Source organism: Glutamicibacter bergerei, assembly GCF_054495185.1.
Map to the genome: position 1 here is coordinate 1921865 of NZ_CM137131.1, position 18507 is coordinate 1940371.

Consider the following 18507-nt stretch of genomic DNA (forward strand, 5'->3'; position numbering starts at 1 on the left):
CTTCTCACCCTCAGCTGATAAATACGTGGCAAGATAGTTCCCATGTCAGAACGTATTAGCCAGCCTTCGCGAAGAATACCGCGCAGTGCTTTTAGCTTCGGAATTTTATTATTGCTCGCAGGCATCATGCTGGTGTGGTGGGATAGCAGGCAAATGGTCACGCTTTACACTGGCTCTTACGTCTCACTACGTGAGGACACGTTCTATTTCGGACCCAGCCTCGCCATGATCCTGGGCCAACTGATGATCGGGCTCGGAATCGCAGCGTGCGGTGTAGCCGCCGGTTTCAGCTACTCCAACCGAGCACAAATTCGGCAGATTTCCTCTGCGTTGATCATCGGGCTCGGCATGCTGTTATTGCTTCTCGGAGTTGGCCTGCTGTGGTGGGATAGTTACCAGGTCAAGGAGTTCGGCTGGTTTGCTTACGCACCGTTGAGTAACGCGGAGCTTCAGGGAGAGCTGACGGCGAGCGCAGCCCCAATTTTTGGAAAGATCGCCTTGGGGCTCGGTTTCCTTGGGTTGGGTGTTGCTGGCGGCCTAGCTTGGGGCCGGCGTGACCGAACCGGCGAGCGCCTGGCTTAGAAGAGCGCGTTAGTGTGCTCTTCTATGAGTTCAGCTGAATTATTTCGCACGTTACCCACGGCTGAGTCGACCTCATACATGGTCCAGGTGGACGCCACGTCATAGGCTTGAGCGCGGACTTCTCCGATCAGCCCTTCGCCATCTTCTTCATCGGGGTTAAGCCAGCGGGACATCATTGCCTTATCCAACGGGATCGGTAGTCTGTCGTGCAGTCCGGCTAGTTCTCCGAGGACACCGGATTCCTCGGCGGAGGGCGACTCCATGGTGAGGATCGAGGTCGATAAGATCCAGTCGCCGTTCTCGTCTTTCCACCACTCATAGAGTCCGGCGAAAAACATGAGCTTGCCGTCTTCACGGTGAACGAAAAACGGCCGTTTCTTGCTGCCTTCCTTCTTCCACTCGTAGTATCCCTGCATGGGCACGGCCGCCCTGCGCTTTTTGACGGCCGCACGAAAAGTTGGTTTGCTGGCAGCGGTTTCACTGCGTGCGTTGAAGGCGCGCACGCCCACCGATAGTTCTTTAGCCCATCCAGGCACTAGGCCCCACCGCGCTACGTGGATTTCGCGGTGCAGCTGGTCAGCGATGAGCCTTTCGAGCACTATCGGCACATCTGTGGTGGGTGCGACATTCCATGAGTGACGTAGCTGCAAATTATCATCCGCTTCAGCTTCTGCCTCCGCGACCAGATCACCAATGGCTTTGGCCATCACGTATCGTCCACACATGTTTTCACTTCCTGTCGCCCTTGGTCGTTGGGCACCAGTGTAGTCCGCATGACTGTTGTTGGTGCGTTCCTCGCTTAGCTAAGAAAATTCCTCTGGCTTGCGCCCCGTAAAGCGGAACAAACAGCAAGCTCACATGGTTACATGAAGTATGAGCAACGAATTAAATCTTGAAAAGTATGTTCCTGCTGCTGGCGGGGTCACCATGTTCACCACTAGCTGGTGCGGTTACTGCCGTAACCTCAAGCGTCTGATGGATCAGAAGGGTGTGGCGTACACCGAGGTCAATATCGAAGAGGTTGAGGGCACCGCCGAGATCGTGGAATCCGTTAACGGCGGAAACCAGACCGTGCCGACCTTGATTTTCCCAGACGGTACCGCAGCCACCAACCCACGAATCGAAGAAGTTGTCGAGCGCGTAGGCGCCTAACTTCCTAGTTGCAGTCCGCACAAAACTTTTGAAGCCTGCTACCTTCCCATCAAAGGGAGGTAGCAGGCTTCTTTAAGTTGATCGTTACGGAGCTGTTAGGCGTCGAGAAGTTCTGTATGTTCGCGATAGACCTCTAGCAACGCCAGAACGAAGTCTTCTACGGTAAGGCCCGAGACCAAGTCATCCGCGGCGCCAACGGTGGATGGATCCATGGGGATTTCCAATGCGCGATAGACCGTGTCGAGTACCGAACGCAACGGGGCAGAATCTTCAATGACAAATACGCTGCTAAATAGCCAGGCACCGGAGATCACCCGTTGAGCGGTGCCGATAAGTTTGACCGCAGAACTGGCACGCGAGCTGTCTGTAGGGACCCCATGTACCGAGTAGTCCCCAGGGCAGTACTCGCCATCAATCGGTCCCACATGGGCATCAACGTGCAGCTTCCGAAAAGCTCGGGCATAAAGATCTGCGAATACTTTAAAACGTTGTTGCTGCCCAATAATTGCTTCGGAGTGTGGTTCGATATGATCCACGATCAATGTGCCGCGGTGGTATGCAGCCGCACGTCCCCCGGCTTTGCGTACCAGTGGGGCGTAGCCAGCTGCCTGGGCTGCTTGGGCGGCACGTTCAAATCCCGGTAGCCGGATATCACGCTGCCCAAAGGCTAGCGTTGGATCAGGTCGATAAAACCTTAATAGTGGCCCCCTGGTTCCGGCCTGAACTTCTCGCAGTAGTTGCACACCACGTTCCAAGTCAGCTTCGGGATCCCCACTAGCATCCTCAAACTGATAGGACAACGGCGCGCTCGATTCGGGATTCCAAAGGGTCATGTTCCGAGTCTAATTCAGTTCGCTACACACGCCCGCCCACCGCAGCTTATCTCGACCTGCGAGAGCCGTGAAAACAATCGCCCGATTCGAATTACCCAAGGTTCTGCGTGATAATAATCTGGTGCCTCTTTCTTCCACCCCTGTGATCCTCCTCGGCGGGCCTTCCGGCTCGGGTAAGTCATACCTTGCCAACCGATTTGGCAATCCGCATCTTCCCTTGGATGAGTTCTATCGACAGATCAGCGAGGATGGACGCCCGGAAGAATTCCCACGCACCGGGTATGGCGAAATCGATTGGGATCATCCCGACACCTGGAATATGCAGGCAGCACTGAACGCGGTTGGCGAACTCCTAGTCCAAGGCCACACCATGGTGCCGAACTACTCGATCGCTACCTCCAGCTACACCGGACACCGTGAAGTGCACGGAACCGGCGGCCCGATTATCGCCGAGGGGATATTCCTGTCCGAGGTACTGGAGCCGTTGCGAGCCAAGGGCATCAATGTTCAGGCGTACTACGTCGATGAGCCAGCACTCTTGACCTCAATCCGGCGTTTTATCCGAGATGTTTCCCAGCGTCGCAAGCCGGTCCTGTTTTTATTCAAGCGCGGCTATGCCCTGTTTCGGGCGCACGGCGCAGATCGCGAAACTTACCGCGCTAAGGGCTTCACCATCATGCCGAAGGCACAGTTAAAGAAGCTCTTAGCGCAGCTCGCTGAAACCTCGCGCTAGAGCTGGCGAACAGTCAGAATCTGCTCGGCACGGCCAAAAGGTCCCGAAGTATCGTGTAACACGGTAGAGGTTAGCCCAATGCCGTCGGTACCGTAGCTTTGCTGTGCTTCTAGCCCCAGCCATTGGCCTTCAGGTTCCCTATACATGTGGATCTGTAGATCCAAATTGGGGAACATCCAGTTTCCTTTTCCAGGTTCAGCGCGTGGTGCCACGCCGTTGGCGGTATCTACTAAACCAATCAGACTGGCCAAACGCGAAGCTTGCACGCTGTCGACCAAAGCATATGGGGTGCGTAGCCAAGCGATCCCTTTACCGGGGCGGTGCCCTGGGGCGGCACGCATTTCAATGGAACGAATATAGCCACCGGGCCACTGCGCAGAGAGGTCCTGCACTTCACTTTCCTCAGGTCCTACAACCGTCGCGTCTTCGATTCCCGCGACCACGGTGGAATCAGCAGTGATGACGCGCCAAGCTCGGGCGACGATACTGGTGCGCCCCTTAGCGGTCATCTCAGCTTCGATCAGTTCAATGGTGCGCCCCGGCCTGATCATCCGAGTCGTGATTTCAAATTCACCTGCGTGAATCAACCCATGAATTTCAAAACTCAGCCGAGCGATACGCATGTCATCTCGGGGCTGAAAGTTCTCCAAAGCATGGGTCAGGATTCCCGAAGCAGGGGCCATATGCTGCTCGTGAGCGTTCCATGCGCCCTGCGTATGCCACGACGAACGATAACGACCGTCTCCCAACGTTTCAAAGTAGAAGTCGCCGTTGGCGAGGATCTTATCCAGTTCCTCTTCGAGCTGGTGTGTCATGAATCAATCTCCCGATCTACAAACTTGTGGGTCCTAGCTCACAGCCTAACCAAACTTGGACAGAGAAGTGGCTTAGCTCTCTCGCCCGTCGTCGTGGTGTGCTCTAGTCCCGGCACTATCCATCATGCTCAACACCTCGGAGACACCACCGATGGCGCGAATGACGTGCGGAGTCATGGTGTCGAATTGCGCCGCTTGCCCGGATTTCACATGGAATACCCGATCCCCCAAGGTGAGTTGAATTTCGCCTGACAGTACTGTGAACCATTCCTTACCCGGGTGCACTCGGGCTTCGGTTGGTGCGATATGTTGCTCCGGATCAAAGCGGATCTTCGTGACCACCACCCCGTTGACGGCGTCGTCATCGGAAAGCTTCCACATCGTCATACCTGGAACTGTGATGGGCTCAGGGCCAATAATTACGCCTTTCCCATCGGCTGGGGCTACCAATTCATCCAAGGTTGTACCCAATGATCTAGCAATAGGAACTAGCTGGTCTAGGGCTATACGTCTGTTCCCAGTTTCGATTCGGCTTAGCGTAGAGACGCTGAGACCTGCCCTTTTGGCCAACGAATCCAAAGACCAGCCATTGCTTTGCCGCAATGCGCGAATACGTTGTCGAATTACCGAGTCCAAATCTATTTCTTGCGTCATACGCAAAAAGATACACGATCCATGCAAGAAGTCGATAGTTTTGACCATGAACAAGTAATCACAACGCAAGGAGAACACCATGGAAAACTTTGACGTAGTCATCGTCGGCGGAGGCAGCGCAGGACTGGCAGCTTCCATAGCGCTAGGCCGCTCACGGAGGAAAGTGCTCGTGGTTGATGAAGGCAATCCCCGCAACGCCGTTTCAGCACATGCTCACAATGTTCTTGGACATGAGGGAATTAGCCCGAAGGACTTGATCGCCTTGGGTCACGCCGAAGCTGTTAACTACGGTGTCGAATTCGTTTCCGCGCACATCGAATCGGTTCAGGGCTCGATTGAAGAGGGATTCAAGATATCTACCCCATCATCGCAGTGGACCGCACGACGCATCGTTTTGGCAACAGGCGCACGCGATATCTTGCCCGAGATCCCCGGACTTCAACAAGCATGGGGCGTCTCCGCGCTACATTGCCCTTACTGTCACGGTTGGGAGGTGCGCGATCAGCAAATTGCAATCCTCGGAGTGAGTGAAATGAGCACCCATCAGGCCCTGCTTTTCAGCCAGCTCAGCGACAAAGTCACCTTCGTCAACCACACCCCAGAAAAACTCAGTGCTGAAAATCGTGAGCTTCTAACCGCGCTCGGAATCGAGGTGATTGATTCCTCAGTGACCGGGCTAGCGGTCAACGATAGTGGTCAGGTCAGCTCGCTCAGCTTGGAAAACGGTACGGACTTTGAAGTTCAAGCTGTCGTTGTAGCGAGCCAGGTTACTGCGAACGCCTCAATTTATTTGGAGCTGGGTGGCGAACTCAGCGAAAACCCGATGGGCACGTTCATTTCAGCCGAACAAACGGGGGCCACAGGCATCCCCGGAATCTATGCTGCAGGAAACGTTGCTAGTATCGGCGCGATGATTGGCGCATCAGCTGCTGCCGGAACCATGGCCGGTGCGTTCATTAATGCTGAATTAGCCATGGAAACCGTGAAGAAAAAAATGGGACAAAACGAGGTTCAGGCTTGAACCCTCCCCTAGGGGCAGACCATACGATAACCATATGGAGTACAGCATTGGGGAATTTGCCACGTTGATGAACGTGACGGTGAAGGCGCTTCGCCACTATGAAAAAATCGGCCTACTCAAACCAGTACGGGTTGATCAGCTCACTGGATACCGAAAATATACTTCGGCCCGGTTTGGAACGGTGATGCTGATTCGTCAGTATCGCGCACTGGGACTCACCCTGGCAGGTATCAAACGTGTCATTGTTGATGACGTGGATGATGACACCTATGAGGCCATCCTGAGAAGCAGTCAACGTGTCTTGCTCGGTCGCATTTCCAAGGACTTAGAAACCTATGGAGCGCTTGCCGCGCAACTCGAGGAGCAGGACGAACTCTCAAAATTTGCAGAAATGTATAAACAAATGACCTCGGTTATTTATGATCTAGTGCCGCCTCCAACACTCATCGACTGCATGTTGCTACCGCCACCAGAAATTGAGAGTCTTGCTTCCGAGTACGGCCCGTCGCGCTCTTTACTGAGTATTTCAACCCCTCTCGCGTCAAGAAGCTCCGTCAACCTCAAGCAAGCGACCCAGCGACTTGAGAAGAAACTTCTTTCAGAAGCACTTAGCGAAGAGTTGATGGGACAGGTTTGGTACTGGGTTGAGACCGCCGAAGATCCTGACGATGCTCCCTTCCGGATGCATGCAGGACTAGAAGAGAGCGAAAATTTACCAGCCATTCCTGGATCCGTGAAAAATAATTTTGAAAACATTGAGATTGGTTTTGCCGTACCCGAATTCTCAGCTTTCGGCACTGCCGAATGGAACCAAATGATCCAGCATGTTCATCATGAAATGTATGAACAAGGGGCCCTACCGAGTGGACCTTTCTTTGTGCGTCACGGAAAAAACAAGCGGTATGACGGTGATTTTATCGCTTATCAGGGCGGCGTGATTGATGAGTCCATCCTCCGACTTGAAGACGATGACAGCGACTTGGAGAAAACCACCAATCCGTTCGCGCACTGGCACTCGCATCTATAGATCATGGCGTCTTGCCTACCGCCGAACTCGGTTCGAGAGACCGGCGGTAGGCAAAGCGGCAAAAATGATGGTACGCTTATTTTGTTACCTCGACGTTTGCAGGTGTGAGTCATCCGCCAGCAAACGTTAGCAGTTAGATTTGTAGCAAGACAAGCAAATCGTCTGTGCAGCAAATCGGTTCAATGATTCTTCGGAATTAGCGAACTCCTATCGAAACGAATTTTCATCTTCTCTTCTTCACCGCTTACAGCTCGTCCAGACGCTTCTCAGCGTTTCCACGATGCGGCTTCCAAATTCTACTCCACTGACTCTGGCATTTCCACAGTCATTTCTATGGACCGCAAGGACATCTAGCGTGCGTAGCGACCTCCGTTTTGGCCGGTATCGGCAAAATCAGCATTCGATAGCTGATACCGACGGCATGGAATTCGCCAAATATAGTACTGCTCGAGGTAACCACTAATTTTCCGTTTCGGATTTCGACTCGGCAACAAGGTCACGTAGTGGCCAATGAATAAATAAGGAAATAACAACATGGCTACTGGCACTGTTAAATGGTTCAACGCTGAAAAGGGCTTCGGCTTCATCGCTCCTTCTGATGGATCGGCAGATGTGTTCGCACACTACTCCGCAATCCAGAGCTTCGGTTTCCGTAGCCTCGAAGAGGGCCAGAACGTAGAATACACCTTGGAAGCCGGTCCAAAGGGCCCACAGGCAACCAACATCCAGGCTCGCTAAGCTTTAGCACTGCCAAACTTCTGGTGCAGTACCGTCCGATTCGGATGGTGCTGCACCATTGGTGTTTAACCCCGCTTTACCTTTTTATTACCCTGCTCCGTGCAGCTGCCGGTGGTCGTTCCTGCAGAATGCCGACACCTAGTAACCTGGCCGGAATCGAAGTTAGACTAGGAAACGCCTTCAAGAATTTTGCCACGAGTACAGGCATAGCAACTTCTTCATTGCTTTTCATCAGACGTTCCAAGCCCAAATGCATCAGCCGCTGAGTACTCTGAACCAGTATCGTAGGGATAATTCGGCGCTTCTGCACGGCGGCCACGTCGCGATCCGAAATTGTCCCTGACTTTAGTGGCCCTGCGAGAATGCGTGCGGTCGCCACCGCATCTTGAACCGCAAGATTTACACCTACTCCCCCCACTGGACTCATAGCATGAGCCGAATCTCCGATACACAGCAGCCCTCGACGCCACCAACGTATTGCCCGGTTGACTTTTATATCCAGTAGTTTTGCATCCTCAAGCTTTAAACCCTGAACACCCTCATGCAGCTCAGGGGCCGCAGCGACAATCGCCTGATGCCAAACTTCGGAACCCAAAGTACGCAACTGTGCGTCCGCACCCTTGGATAGAAGCATTGCGGTTTGGACATAACCATTACGCGGAATAAGAACGAATGCACGATTTTTCGCAAAGGCTGGCGCAAGCACGTTTTCACCCTGCAGCTGGCCCGGAACTTTGAACCACCAAACGTCTAGTGGCACGCGAAACGCTTTCATGGATATTCCTGCAACTTCGCGAACCTTCGACCAACGGCCATCTGCAGCGATCGTCAGCAACGCTCGCATCTGCCCTATACCCTCCGGTCCGGAATAGCGAATCCCAACTACACGACCGCCCTCGATGAGTAAATCAGTCACCTCGCAGTTCATGCGCAGTTCGAAGCAGTCTTCGTCGGCGCCAGCACGCGCTAAGAGGTCTAAGAAATCCCACTGCGGAGCCATAGCAATATAAGGATAGGGGTGCTTAAGTCTGGACAGATCGAGCACCGTGCTGAGGGTTCCGTCTTTGCAAGGGAATTCAGCATGAGTCACTTTGGAGTAGTTTATTTTCTCGAATTCACCCATCAGTCCCAGTTCATCTAGTAACTGAAGTGTCGATGGGTGAATGGTATCTCCGCGGAAATCGCGGAGGAAATCGCGGTGTTTCTCAAAAACAGTCACTGGGATTCCATACCGTGCCAAAAGCAAACCGGCCACCATGCCTGCAGGGCCACCACCAACTATGATGCATCGAGTCGAGGAGTCCATAATTACCATTCCTTAGGAAGCTTCTAGCTACTTTCAGCTTGGCACTATTTCTCAGGCGCGGATAGTCTCAGTTCCGGTTGCCCGCAGATTGAGCCCAATCATAATTATTGCGAGAGCCAATAAGGCCACTGCCAAGCCTTCAAAGTCGACAGCAGCGAGAATTGGACCAGCGCTAAGCCCACCAATGACCCCAGCTAAACTCATGCACAAATCGGAGGTTCCCTGTAGTTGTGGCCGCTCGGAGACTTCTACGGCACCCGAAATCATGGTGGAACCGGCCACTGTTGACGCTGACCATCCGAGGCCCAAACAAAGCAGTGCGATGGTTGTCATCGTATGGTCTGATGGATTGACCCAAACTAGAACACTCGCCGAGATCAGCAATACTTGCCCCAGAAGAATGATCGGTCGGGCACCAAGTTTATCGGTAAGCCAACCAAAAACTGGAGATAAAGCATACATTCCAGCCACGTGCATAGAAATGGTAAAACCGATGAGCGTTAGTTCTGCTCCGTGGTGTTGCATGTGAATTGGGGTCATCGACATCATGGCGACCATATACATATGGGATAGTGCCACGGTCAACACCGCACGTCGGGCCATAGGTGTGTTGCGCAGAATATTCCAGCCTCGGCGGTGAAGCTGGCCAACTTTTGATTGGGCGGATGCTCGATATTGCGCTACCCGTAATGGGTCAGGACGTAAGCCAAGAAAATAAACCAGTGCCCCAGCTAGCTGAGCTACCATCGCTATAAGAAATCCACCAGTAAAGACAGGAAGATCGAGGTATTGGGCAACAACTTCGCCTGGCTCGAAGAGGTTTGGCCCAATCACGGCACCAATAGTTGTTGACCAGACGACCACCGAAAGGTCACGGCCCCGAGTAGTTTTGCTAGATAGATCGGTCGCCGCGAAACGCGATTGGAGGTTCATCGCCGATCCAGTGCCAAGTACTAGCATTCCAAGCATCAGCAATGGCCAAAAGCTCAATATTGCTGCGGAAACAATAACCACGATGCCACTGGCGGCCAATAGTGCACCGCTGGAGAGTGAAACCCGGCGACCATGTTTCTGCGCCATTAAAGCTAACGGAATGGCCATGACTGCTGCACCAAGCGTATTCATGGTGGCAGCCATTCCTGCCAACGAGTCTAGACCTGAGATACTGACGATAAGTAATGAGCCCAGAGTTAGTGTGGCACCGCTACCCAATCCACCGAGGATCTGTCCGGCGGCAAGGACCGAAATTGACTTACGTCGAATATGTTGGACTCGCGCTTCGCCCAATGAGCTGAAGTCATTCTTCGATGACTGAAGTTGCACTTTCGTCCCCGCGATCATTGCCCGTTAGTAGCAGTACCTTTCAAGTATCGTCGATCCGTTGCCTATCAGGCGTCACTCGTTGCCTTGATACTCTAAGTTGGCGCAAGTTTACAGCGGATAATCTTCGGGGAAGACTTGCAAATCCAGCTAGCTGACCGTTTTCATAAAGCAATCGCTGTAGTCAGCTGAAACCCATTCCTCATTCAGCCACCCAACGTGGTCCGTGTAGAACTCACGGCATGCTCCACCATCTGGCGTTGTCAGACCAGCTGGCACTAGACAATTGCCCAAGAACATAGAAAAAACTCGGACCCCACGCATTTTCGCGGGGATCCGAGCCTTATCAAATCTTTTCAGCTAGACGAATTAGGAGAATCTCCTAGAAGTCCCAGTCCTCATCTTCGGTGTTTACTGCCTTACCGATGACGTAGGAGGAGCCGGAGCCGGAGAAGAAGTCGTGGTTCTCATCGGCGTTCGGGCTCAACGCAGCCAAAATCGCTGGCGATACGTCGGTCACGGTTGCCGGGAACATTGCCTCGTAGCCCAGGTTCATCAGGGCTTTGTTGGCGTTGTAGTGCAAGAACTTCTTGACATCTTCGGACAGGCCAACCGGATCATAAAGATCATGGGTGTACTGAACTTCGTTTTCATACAGCTCGTACATGAGCTCGAAGGTGTAATCCTTCAGCTCCTGCTTGCGCTCTTCGCTGGCTCCTTCAAGTCCCTTCTGGAACTTGTAGCCGATGTAGTAACCGTGGACGGCTTCATCGCGAATGATCAGACGGATCAGATCCGCGGTGTTGGTCAACTTTGCGTGTGAGGACCAGTGCATCGGCAGGTAGAAGCCGGAGTAGAACAAGAAGGATTCGAGCAGGGTCGAAGCGATCTTGCGCTTGAGTGGATCTTCGCCGTGGTAGTAGCTCTCAATGATCTGAGCCTTCTTCTGCAGGTTCACGTTCTCCGTGGACCAGCGGAAAGCTTCATCGATTTCCTTGGTGGAAGCCAAGGTGGAGAAGATCGAAGAGTAGCTCTTTGCGTGCACCGATTCCATGAATGCGATGTTGGTGTACACGGCTTCTTCGTGAGGGGTTAGCGCATCCGGGATCAGCGATACAGCGCCGACGGTACCCTGTAGGGTGTCGAGCAAAGTCAGACCGGTGAAAACGCGCATGGTAAGCAGCTTCTCGGCCTCGGTCAGAGTCCCCCACGACGGAATGTCGTTGGACAGCGGGATCTTCTCCGGTAGCCAGAAGTTATTAACGAGACGGTTCCAAACCTCTACGTCTTTATCATCCTGGATGCGGTTCCAGTTGATTGCTTCAACCTTGTTGGCGAGCTTAATCTTCTCGGTCATTGCCCCTCATCGAAACGCTAAATCGTGCTAAGAACTTTGCTTACAACTCTACCGTTCTTTCGAACCCTACAGATGCAGCGAAGTATAAAGTTATTGCCAGATCTGTGACGATCTGACGTGGTATTTCATACGCAACAGCTGCCGTTTAGTCAGACCAAGCGGCAGCTGTTGCGTGATGTTAATGACCAGCTAATCGGTCACAAACTAGAGGTATTACAGTGCGCAGGAAACGCAACCTTCAACCTCGGTGCCTTCCAACGCGAGCTGGCGTAGGCGGATGTAGTACAGGCTCTTGATGCCCTTACGCCATGCGTAGATCTGCGCTTTATTGATGTCACGAGTAGTCACGGTGTCCTTGAAGAACAGCGTCAGGGACAGGCCCTGATCTACGTGCTGAGTTGCAGCGGCGTAGGTGTCGATGATCTTCTCGTAACCGATTTCATACGCATCCTCGTAGAAATCAATGTTCTCGTTGTTCATGTAAGGAGCCGGGTAGTACACGCGGCCGATCTTACCCTCCTTGCGGATCTCGATCTTTGCTGCGACCGGGTGGATCGAGGAGGTCGAGTTGTTGATGTACGAGATCGAACCGGTTGGCGGTACAGCCTGTAGGTTCTGGTTGTAGATGCCGTGCTTCATGACCGAAGCCTTCAGCGCATTCCAGTCTTCCTGGGTAGGAATGTGGATTCCGTCGAAGAGTTCGCTCACTCGCGCGGTGGCCGGAGCCCACTGCTGAGTGGTGTATTTGTCGAAGAATTCACCGGATGCGTACTTTGAATTTTCGAAGTTGTCGAAGGTTTCGCCGCGCTCCATGGCGATCTTGTTCGACGCGGTCAACGCGTGGAACAGAATCGTGTAGAAGTAGATGTTGGTGAAGTCGATGCCTTCTTCGGAGCCGTAGTAGATGTGCTCGCGGGCTAGGAAGCCGTGCAAGTTCATCTGGCCCAAGCCGATGGCGTGCGACTTCTTATTTCCGTCAGCAATCGATGGCACCGAACCGATGTATGACATGTCCGAGACCGCGCTCAAGGCACGAATCGCGATATCAACTGAACCCTCAAGGTCCTTGCCATCCATAGCCTTGGCGATGTTCATCGAGCCGAGGTTGCAAGAGATGTCCTTGCCGACCTTGGAGTAGCTCAAGTCATCTGCGAACTCGGAAGCCGAAGATACCTGCAAGATCTCCGAGCAGAGGTTCGACATCGTAATACGACCCTCAATTGGGTTCTCACGGTTTACGGTGTCTTCGAACATGATGTACGGGTAACCGGATTCGAACTGGATCTCGGCCAGAGTCTGGAAGAACTCGCGGGCGCTGATCTTCGTCTTCTTGATGCGCGAATCATCGACCATCTCCTCGTACTTTTCGGTAACGGAGATTTCGCTGAACGGCACGCCATAGACGCGTTGCACGTCGTATGGGCTGAAGAGGTACATATCTTCGTTCTTGCGGGCAAGCTCGAAGGTGATGTCCGGGATAACCACACCAAGGGAAAGGGTCTTGATGCGGATCTTCTCGTCGGCATTTTCACGCTTGGTATCCAAGAAGCGGTGAATGTCTGGGTGGTGGGCGTTCAAGTACACCGCACCAGCACCCTGACGTGCACCGAGCTGGTTAGCGTAGGAGAAGGAATCTTCGAGAAGTTTCATCACTGGGATGACACCGGAGGACTGGTTCTCAATCTGCTTGATCGGTGCGCCGTGCTCACGCAGGTTAGTCAGCGACAATGCGACGCCACCGCCACGCTTGGACAGCTGTAGCGAGGAGTTCACCGCACGAGCGATGGACTCCATGTTGTCTTCGATACGAAGCAAGAAGCAGGAGACGAGCTCTCCGCGCTGTGCCTTGCCGGCGTTGAGGAAGGTGGGGGTTGCAGGCTGGAAACGGCCGCCGATGATTTCATCAACCAGGCTTGTGGCCAACTGCTCGTCGCCACGGGCTAGGTGCAGGGCAACCATGCACACGCGGTCTTCGTAACGCTCCAGGTAACGCTTACCGTCGAAGGTCTTCAGCGTGTAGGAGGTGTAGAACTTGAAGGCACCGAGGAAAGTCTCGAAGCGGAACTTCTTAGCGAAGGCGCGCTTGAACAGATCTCGGATGAAGTTCATCGAGTACTGGTCGAGAGTTTCACGCTCGTAGTATTCGTGCTTGACCAGGTATTCGAGCTTCTCATCCAAATCGTGGAAGAAGACGGTGTTGTTATTAACATGATCCAAGAAATACTGGCGGGCTGCGTAGCGGTCCACCTCGAATTGGATCTTGCCGTCTGGACCGTAAAGGTTCAGCATGGCGTTCAGATCGTTGTAGCTCAGACCCTGCATGTTTGCGGGGAGCTCTTTAGTTTCGCTCATCGTTACTTCTTCTTGTGCGACGCTGGTGCCCAAAAGGTTTCAAGCCCTTCATTGACGTTGAGAACATCTTCTGGCGTTCCCATAAGTTCGAATGTGTATAAAACGGGTACGTTGCATTTCGCCGCAATTTTTTTAGCTGCGATGCAGTAGTACTCGCCGAAGTTCGTGTTCCCTGCGCCGATCACTCCGCGCAAGTTTGCGCGGTTTGCTTCGTGACCCAGAAATTTCATGATCTGGGGAAGGATCGAACGCTTTCCGCGTTCACCACCGTAGGTTGGTATGAGCAATACATACGGTGCTGTGGAGATCAGTTGCGGCTCAGTTGCAAAAACCGGGATACGAGCCGCAGTGACATCTAATTTCTCAACGAAGCGCCGGGTGTTTTCCGATACCGAGGAGAAATAAATCAGCGTGCTATCGGTAGTCACCGTGACTTCATTCGCCTCAGCGTTTTGCCGATAATCGGCAACGGCTGTTGGTGGCATTTTTGTCGCCTCCGCGAGATGCTCGACGAGATAATTCTTAGGACCCGTGGTGGGGTCCGACTGCCGACTAGTTGGCTACTGCCAAGCTAGCGATCTTGTCTGGGCGGAAACCCGACCAGTGATCGTTGTCGGTGATAACAACCGGAGCTTGCTGGTAGCCAAGGCCACGTACGTGCTCCAGGGCGGCGGCATCCTGCGAGATGTCTACCTTGTTGTACTCGACGCCCTGCTTGTCCAAAGCGCGGTATGTAGCGTTGCACTGCACGCAGGACGGCTTCGTGTAAACGGTGATTGCCATTTGCCTGTTTCCCCTTATTAAAAGTCCTTGTTTTGGCTCGGACTGCACCATTTTCGGCGCTCCCGGCCATCCTCGCGGATGCCCCAAAATATCGTCTCTGGGGTGTTTTCGGTGTTTCACTCACCAACGGGTTCAATACTACATCTTGTGTTTGGTCGGTCAAGTAGCCACTAGATGATGTATTACAAGTATGTCATTCATCCACCGGCCAGTCCACAGGAGCTGTGGATATTAACCGTCATTTAAACCGCGATTTCCCGCGGACGACCAAAACTTGTCCACAACCTTGGGAATGGTCAATGTGGTTTAAAAATTCTTCATGTGAGATGTTCCTCGGCGTGTTCAGCTTCGTCTGTCTAGACGGACCACATTTCTTGTGCTCTACATGTAGTGTCCGCCCACCTTCCGACATTTGGCGCGGTAAAACACGATTTGTGGGTAACACCTATTCGGCGCAAGTCACAGTGAAGGCAGGGTGTACCCCGGACAGGGCTTCGGAAGTCCCGGCGACCGATTGTGCCACTGCATCGATCAGTGAGACGTCACTGAGCAAGGCACCGGTAAGCATGCCCAGGAAGCAGTCTCCTGCCCCCTTTGCCTCGGTCTGGACTCGGCCAGTGTCGAACTGTTCTAGGTTCTCCTCATCGATAACTAACAGGCAACCGATAAAATCGGCGTCCTCGGTGGGAGCGGAGGTTACGATCACGTGGTCGGGTCCGGCATCCATCAAATCCAAGGCCGCGTTAGCAGCGTCTTGCTCATCATGGATTTTTGACTCGGTGAGCAGCTCCAGTTCGAAGGCATTCGGAGTCATCAGCCACGCATGCTCAATCAGATATTCTCCGTAACTGGCAGCGACTTCCTCACTGGCATAAAGACCAACATCCGAATCCCCAAATGCGGTATCCAGGATCAGCCGAAGCTGCGGGTAGCGGCCGCGCGCAGCAAGGAACCATTCGGCAATGATCCGTGCTTGGCTCGGCGACCCAAGATAGCCGACCACAACGTAGCTTGCTTGAGCTAAGGCCTCGCGGTCCAGCAGGTCAGTCAAGATGCCGGAGAGCCACTGGTCACTGATTGCACCACCGGAAACCGTCGGGTAATGCGGCAGGTTGCTTAAGAGCACGGTAGGTACCGCCACTGTTCGGTGGCCTGCTCGCTCGATCATCCGTGCGATGACGTTATTTCCCACGGCGCCATAGGCTAGCTGAGAGCTGAGCACCACGGCGGCTACGGGGCGAGCATCTAGTTCGAAGCCGCTCACGCCGATGCCTGGGGGTAGCTGCGGGCTCCGAAGATTCCCTGGCCTACTCGCACTACGGTGGCTCCTTCTTCAATAGCCAGTTCGAAGTCACCACTCATGCCCATGGAGAGCTGATCAAATCCTTCCGGTGCACCGGAATCCCTCAACTCTTCTAAGGTAGTGCGAAGCAACGCGAAGCTTGCACGAATAGTTGATTCGTCGGTGGTGTTAGCAGCCATAGTCATCAATCCGCGCGGGACCAGGCGGTCCAGCGGTGCGATAGCTTCGAGCAACTCGGCCACCTCGCCGGCGGCAATACCTGATTTGCTGTCCTCACCGGAGGTATTGACCTGGATAAAAACTTCTAGGGTGCGCTCTTCAAGCTCAAGGCGGCGTTGCAGGGTCTGGGCAAGTTTCAGCGAATCCAGAGCGTGAAATTCGTGGGCAAAGCGTGCCACGAACTTTGCCTTATTTGCTTGCAGCGGCCCAATAACCGCGTAGCGTAGCGTCGGATATTCGGAAGCGAACTCCTCGGATTTAGCTAGCGCTTCTTGAACCTTGTTCTCCCCCAGCGTCTGCACACCGGCTTCGATGGCCAGGCGCAGCCGTTCAGGTTCAATGGTTTTGGTCACCGGTAGCAGTCGCACGGCGCTGGCCTGACGGCCACTGCGCGATGCGGCCTCGGCGATTTTCTGATTCACAGTTGCCAAGTTCCGGGAGAAATCCTCGGTGGTTACCGCCTGTGCTGCGGCCGGTTGCGAAGTCATAAAACGCCTATGCCTCTTTCAGTTTGGTGAAACTACCTGCAAAAAGCCGGCCTCGAGAGCTCGAGTCCGGCTTTAAGCATAGGCATAGTTCACGTTCTAGAACATTTGACGCCAATTCGTCTTGGCAAGGTCAAAGAGTTCGTCGCCACGCCCGGAAAGCACCGTTCGGATGGCGTAGAGCGCGAATCCCTTAGCTTGTTCCACCTTGATGCTAGGCGGCATGGACATTTCTTGCCTGTCGGTGACCACGTCAAGGAGGGCGGGCCCATCAAAGGCAAGGAATTCAGCAACCGTGGCTTCTAGCAGATTCGAGTCTTCCACCCGGTATCCCTTGAGCCCGGCGGCGTTGGCGACCGCACCGAAGTCGGGGTTTTCTAGATCTGTCGCGTAGGTGACAAATCCTGCGGCCTTCATTTCAAGTTCTACGAAGTTCAGCGAGGAGTTGTTAAACACGACAATCTTGATAGGCAACTTATTTTGCGTCGCGGTGAGCAACTCGCCGAGCATCATCGCCAGTCCCCCGTCGCCGGCAAACGCGATCACCTGCCGGTTGCGGTCGATAGCCTGAGCACCCAGCGCATGGCAGAGCGCATTGGCCATCGACCCATGGTTGAAGGAACCTAACAGCCGGCGTTGCTCGGTCATCGCCACATAACGGGCAGCCCAAATGACTGGGGAACCAACGTCTGCGGTGAAGATCGCGTCGGGGTCCGCCGCCTGATCGATCAGCCGCGCCAAATATTGCGGGTGGATGGCCGCCTTGCCCTTGGATGGGGTGGCTAGCTCGTCGAGTTTAATGCGAGTTTTTGCATAGTGCGCCAACGCGTCATCTAGGTGCTTACGTTTCTTCTGTCGCGGCAGAACGGCGGCGAGCGCGGCTGCCGTGTCTTTGACCGTACCCACCAAGGGGACATCGACCTTGGTACGGCGGCCAAGCTGCTCTCCGCGCACATCGACCTGAATGATGCTCGCGTTCTGCGGGTAGAACTGTTGATACGGAAAGTCGGTGCCAAGCATCAATAGCACCTCGCACTCATCGATAGCTCGGAAGCCAGAGGCAAAACCTAACAACCCGGTCATTCCTACATCGAAGGGGTTCTCGTATTCGATATGTTCTTTACCGCGCATCGAATGCACGATAGGAGCGGCGAGCTTGTCAGCCAACTCCATGACTTCGGCGTGCGCCCCGGCGGTCCCGGCTCCGGCAAGAATGGTGACCTTCGCCGAGGACTGCAAGAGCTGCGCGGCCCGTTCAAGTTCCACCTCGTTGGGCACCACTCGCGGATTTGTTTTGATGATTTCTTGAGTGAGAACACGGTCCATTTGGGACAGGGCCACATCACCGGAAATGACGAGTACCGCAACACCACGCTTTTCAATTGCTTCACGCATCGCAATACGTAGCATCCGCGGAAGTTGCTTAGCATCCGAGACCTGCTCGGCATATACGGAACAACCACGGAAAATTTCTACCGGATGAGTTTCCTGGAAATAGTTCGACCCGATTTCTTCGGTGGGTATCTGTGCCGCGATGGCCAGTACCGGGACCCGAGAGCGCTGGGCATCGTAGAGCCCATTGATCAGGTGCAGGTTTCCTGGTCCGCAGGAGCCCACACATACGGTGAGCTCTCCGGTAATTTCGGCCTCGGCAGCAGCCGCGAAGGCCGCACCTTCCTCATGGCGATGATGAACCCATTCAATCTGCCCATTTTCCCGCAGTGCGTCGGTCAGCCCATTGAGTGAATCCCCCGGGACTCCGTAAATACGTTTAACACCCTGGGTGTAGAACTGATCGATCAAGTGTTCGGCGACGGTAGGCATTAA

General features: G+C 53.8%; 19 protein-coding genes. 6 read left to right on the forward strand and 13 right to left on the reverse strand.

Going from position 1 to position 18507, the window contains the following annotated elements; genetic code table 11:
- The first annotated feature begins 42 nt into the window (after positions 1-42).
- Positions 43-582 (forward strand): hypothetical protein, encoded by a 540-nt coding sequence (locus ACX5K5_RS08855; RefSeq protein ID WP_443458643.1) that lies wholly within the window; start codon positions 43-45, stop codon positions 580-582.
- Here ACX5K5_RS08855 and ACX5K5_RS08860 read toward each other — a convergent pair.
- On the reverse strand, positions 579-1307 hold the full coding sequence (locus tag ACX5K5_RS08860) for an SOS response-associated peptidase (RefSeq protein ID WP_459174309.1): 729 nt from the start codon (positions 1305-1307) through the stop codon (positions 579-581). The genes ACX5K5_RS08855 and ACX5K5_RS08860 overlap by 4 nt on opposite strands.
- Before the next feature lie 148 nt (positions 1308-1455).
- On the opposite strand from ACX5K5_RS08860, the gene ACX5K5_RS08865 reads away from it, so the two are divergent.
- The gene (locus ACX5K5_RS08865; protein WP_096257817.1) at positions 1456-1734 is read left to right on the forward strand and encodes a mycoredoxin; all 279 of its coding nucleotides are present in this window, start codon (positions 1456-1458) and stop codon (positions 1732-1734) included.
- A 95-nt stretch (positions 1735-1829) separates the two neighbouring features.
- Here ACX5K5_RS08865 and ACX5K5_RS08870 read toward each other — a convergent pair whose 3' ends face one another.
- Positions 1830-2567, reverse strand: a complete 738-nt coding sequence (locus ACX5K5_RS08870) for a lipoate--protein ligase family protein (RefSeq protein WP_240520586.1) — start codon at positions 2565-2567, stop codon at positions 1830-1832.
- A 121-nt stretch (positions 2568-2688) separates the two neighbouring features.
- On the opposite strand from ACX5K5_RS08870, the gene ACX5K5_RS08875 reads away from it, so the two are divergent.
- Positions 2689-3300 (forward strand): uridine kinase family protein, encoded by a 612-nt coding sequence (locus tag ACX5K5_RS08875; RefSeq protein ID WP_096257829.1) that lies wholly within the window; start codon positions 2689-2691, stop codon positions 3298-3300.
- Here ACX5K5_RS08875 and ACX5K5_RS08880 read toward each other — a convergent pair.
- Both ACX5K5_RS08880 and ACX5K5_RS08885 read right to left on the reverse strand, forming a co-directional pair.
- The gene (locus ACX5K5_RS08880) at positions 3297-4115 is read right to left on the reverse strand and encodes a thioesterase family protein (protein WP_443449545.1); all 819 of its coding nucleotides are present in this window, start codon (positions 4113-4115) and stop codon (positions 3297-3299) included. The two genes, ACX5K5_RS08875 and ACX5K5_RS08880, sit on opposite strands and share 4 nt — an antisense overlap.
- Before the next feature lie 72 nt (positions 4116-4187).
- The gene (locus ACX5K5_RS08885) at positions 4188-4769 is read right to left on the reverse strand and encodes a helix-turn-helix domain-containing protein (protein ID WP_096257830.1); all 582 of its coding nucleotides are present in this window, start codon (positions 4767-4769) and stop codon (positions 4188-4190) included.
- Between the two features lie 79 nt (positions 4770-4848).
- Here ACX5K5_RS08885 and ACX5K5_RS08890 point away from each other — a divergent pair, with 79 nt between their 5' ends.
- The 3 genes from ACX5K5_RS08890 to ACX5K5_RS08900 all read left to right on the forward strand — a co-directional run bounded on the left by ACX5K5_RS08890 (position 4849) and on the right by ACX5K5_RS08900 (position 7555).
- Positions 4849-5790, forward strand: coding sequence for an NAD(P)/FAD-dependent oxidoreductase (locus ACX5K5_RS08890; protein WP_346059942.1), 942 nt, complete (start codon positions 4849-4851; stop codon positions 5788-5790).
- A gap of 34 nt (positions 5791-5824) precedes the next feature.
- Complete coding sequence (locus tag ACX5K5_RS08895) at positions 5825-6817, forward strand: MerR family transcriptional regulator (RefSeq protein WP_459174310.1); 993 nt, start codon at positions 5825-5827, stop codon at positions 6815-6817.
- A 534-nt stretch (positions 6818-7351) separates the two neighbouring features.
- Positions 7352-7555: a cold-shock protein gene (locus ACX5K5_RS08900; protein ID WP_096254701.1), complete on the forward strand. Its 204-nt coding sequence runs from the start codon at positions 7352-7354 to the stop codon at positions 7553-7555.
- A gap of 76 nt (positions 7556-7631) precedes the next feature.
- Here the strand turns inward: ACX5K5_RS08900 and ACX5K5_RS08905 are convergent, their stop codons facing one another.
- The 9 genes from ACX5K5_RS08905 to poxB form a co-directional block, all read right to left on the reverse strand.
- Positions 7632-8870 carry an FAD-dependent oxidoreductase gene (locus ACX5K5_RS08905; RefSeq protein WP_441663960.1) on the reverse strand — a complete coding sequence of 413 codons (1239 nt, stop codon included), beginning with the start codon at positions 8868-8870 and terminating at the stop codon, positions 7632-7634.
- 42 nt (positions 8871-8912) lie between these two features.
- A complete protein-coding gene (locus ACX5K5_RS08910) occupies positions 8913-10184 on the reverse strand; it encodes an MFS transporter (RefSeq protein WP_096254706.1) in 1272 nt (423 codons plus the stop codon).
- A 379-nt stretch (positions 10185-10563) separates the two neighbouring features.
- On the reverse strand, positions 10564-11538 hold the full coding sequence (gene nrdF / locus ACX5K5_RS08915; protein WP_096254699.1) for a class 1b ribonucleoside-diphosphate reductase subunit beta: 975 nt from the start codon (positions 11536-11538) through the stop codon (positions 10564-10566).
- Between the two features lie 213 nt (positions 11539-11751).
- Entirely contained in the window at positions 11752-13890 is a 2139-nt protein-coding gene (gene nrdE / locus ACX5K5_RS08920) for a class 1b ribonucleoside-diphosphate reductase subunit alpha (protein WP_096254698.1), read from the reverse strand.
- A gap of 2 nt (positions 13891-13892) precedes the next feature.
- Positions 13893-14375, reverse strand: a complete 483-nt coding sequence (gene nrdI, locus ACX5K5_RS08925) for a class Ib ribonucleoside-diphosphate reductase assembly flavoprotein NrdI (protein ID WP_346059938.1) — start codon at positions 14373-14375, stop codon at positions 13893-13895.
- 67 nt (positions 14376-14442) lie between these two features.
- Complete coding sequence (gene nrdH / locus ACX5K5_RS08930; protein ID WP_096254696.1) at positions 14443-14673, reverse strand: glutaredoxin-like protein NrdH; 231 nt, start codon at positions 14671-14673, stop codon at positions 14443-14445.
- Positions 14674-15118: 445 nt separating this feature from the next.
- Positions 15119-15937 carry a PfkB family carbohydrate kinase gene (locus tag ACX5K5_RS08935; RefSeq protein WP_096254695.1) on the reverse strand — a complete coding sequence of 273 codons (819 nt, stop codon included), beginning with the start codon at positions 15935-15937 and terminating at the stop codon, positions 15119-15121.
- The gene (locus ACX5K5_RS08940; RefSeq protein WP_096254694.1) at positions 15934-16683 is read right to left on the reverse strand and encodes a YggS family pyridoxal phosphate-dependent enzyme; all 750 of its coding nucleotides are present in this window, start codon (positions 16681-16683) and stop codon (positions 15934-15936) included. Before ACX5K5_RS08940 ends, ACX5K5_RS08935 begins: the two co-directional genes overlap by 4 nt.
- Before the next feature lie 96 nt (positions 16684-16779).
- Entirely contained in the window at positions 16780-18504 is a 1725-nt protein-coding gene (gene poxB, locus ACX5K5_RS08945; protein WP_188686119.1) for a ubiquinone-dependent pyruvate dehydrogenase, read from the reverse strand.
- Positions 18505-18507: the final 3 nt, after the last annotated feature.

What these genes read in the sequence shown, in the direction of transcription:
- ACX5K5_RS08860 (WP_459174309.1), bottom strand. Translation starts at nt 1,307, where the DNA reads ATGTGTGGACGATACGTGATGGCCAAAGCCATTGGTGATCTGGTCGCG.
- nrdI (WP_346059938.1), bottom strand. Translation starts at nt 14,375, where the DNA reads ATGCCACCAACAGCCGTTGCCGATTATCGGCAAAACGCTGAGGCGAAT.
- poxB (WP_188686119.1), bottom strand. Translation starts at nt 18,504, where the DNA reads ATGCCTACCGTCGCCGAACACTTGATCGATCAGTTCTACACCCAGGGT.
- ACX5K5_RS08885 (WP_096257830.1), bottom strand. Translation starts at nt 4,769, where the DNA reads ATGACGCAAGAAATAGATTTGGACTCGGTAATTCGACAACGTATTCGC.
- ACX5K5_RS08880 (WP_443449545.1), bottom strand. Translation starts at nt 4,115, where the DNA reads ATGACACACCAGCTCGAAGAGGAACTGGATAAGATCCTCGCCAACGGC.
- ACX5K5_RS08870 (WP_240520586.1), bottom strand. Translation starts at nt 2,567, where the DNA reads ATGACCCTTTGGAATCCCGAATCGAGCGCGCCGTTGTCCTATCAGTTT.
- ACX5K5_RS08900 (WP_096254701.1), top strand. Translation starts at nt 7,352, where the DNA reads ATGGCTACTGGCACTGTTAAATGGTTCAACGCTGAAAAGGGCTTCGGC.
- nrdH (WP_096254696.1), bottom strand. Translation starts at nt 14,673, where the DNA reads ATGGCAATCACCGTTTACACGAAGCCGTCCTGCGTGCAGTGCAACGCT.
- ACX5K5_RS08940 (WP_096254694.1), bottom strand. Translation starts at nt 16,683, where the DNA reads ATGACTTCGCAACCGGCCGCAGCACAGGCGGTAACCACCGAGGATTTC.
- ACX5K5_RS08895 (WP_459174310.1), top strand. Translation starts at nt 5,825, where the DNA reads ATGGAGTACAGCATTGGGGAATTTGCCACGTTGATGAACGTGACGGTG.
- ACX5K5_RS08890 (WP_346059942.1), top strand. Translation starts at nt 4,849, where the DNA reads ATGGAAAACTTTGACGTAGTCATCGTCGGCGGAGGCAGCGCAGGACTG.
- ACX5K5_RS08865 (WP_096257817.1), top strand. Translation starts at nt 1,456, where the DNA reads ATGAGCAACGAATTAAATCTTGAAAAGTATGTTCCTGCTGCTGGCGGG.
- nrdE (WP_096254698.1), bottom strand. Translation starts at nt 13,890, where the DNA reads ATGAGCGAAACTAAAGAGCTCCCCGCAAACATGCAGGGTCTGAGCTAC.
- ACX5K5_RS08855 (WP_443458643.1), top strand. Translation starts at nt 43, where the DNA reads ATGTCAGAACGTATTAGCCAGCCTTCGCGAAGAATACCGCGCAGTGCT.
- ACX5K5_RS08905 (WP_441663960.1), bottom strand. Translation starts at nt 8,870, where the DNA reads ATGGTAATTATGGACTCCTCGACTCGATGCATCATAGTTGGTGGTGGC.
- nrdF (WP_096254699.1), bottom strand. Translation starts at nt 11,538, where the DNA reads ATGACCGAGAAGATTAAGCTCGCCAACAAGGTTGAAGCAATCAACTGG.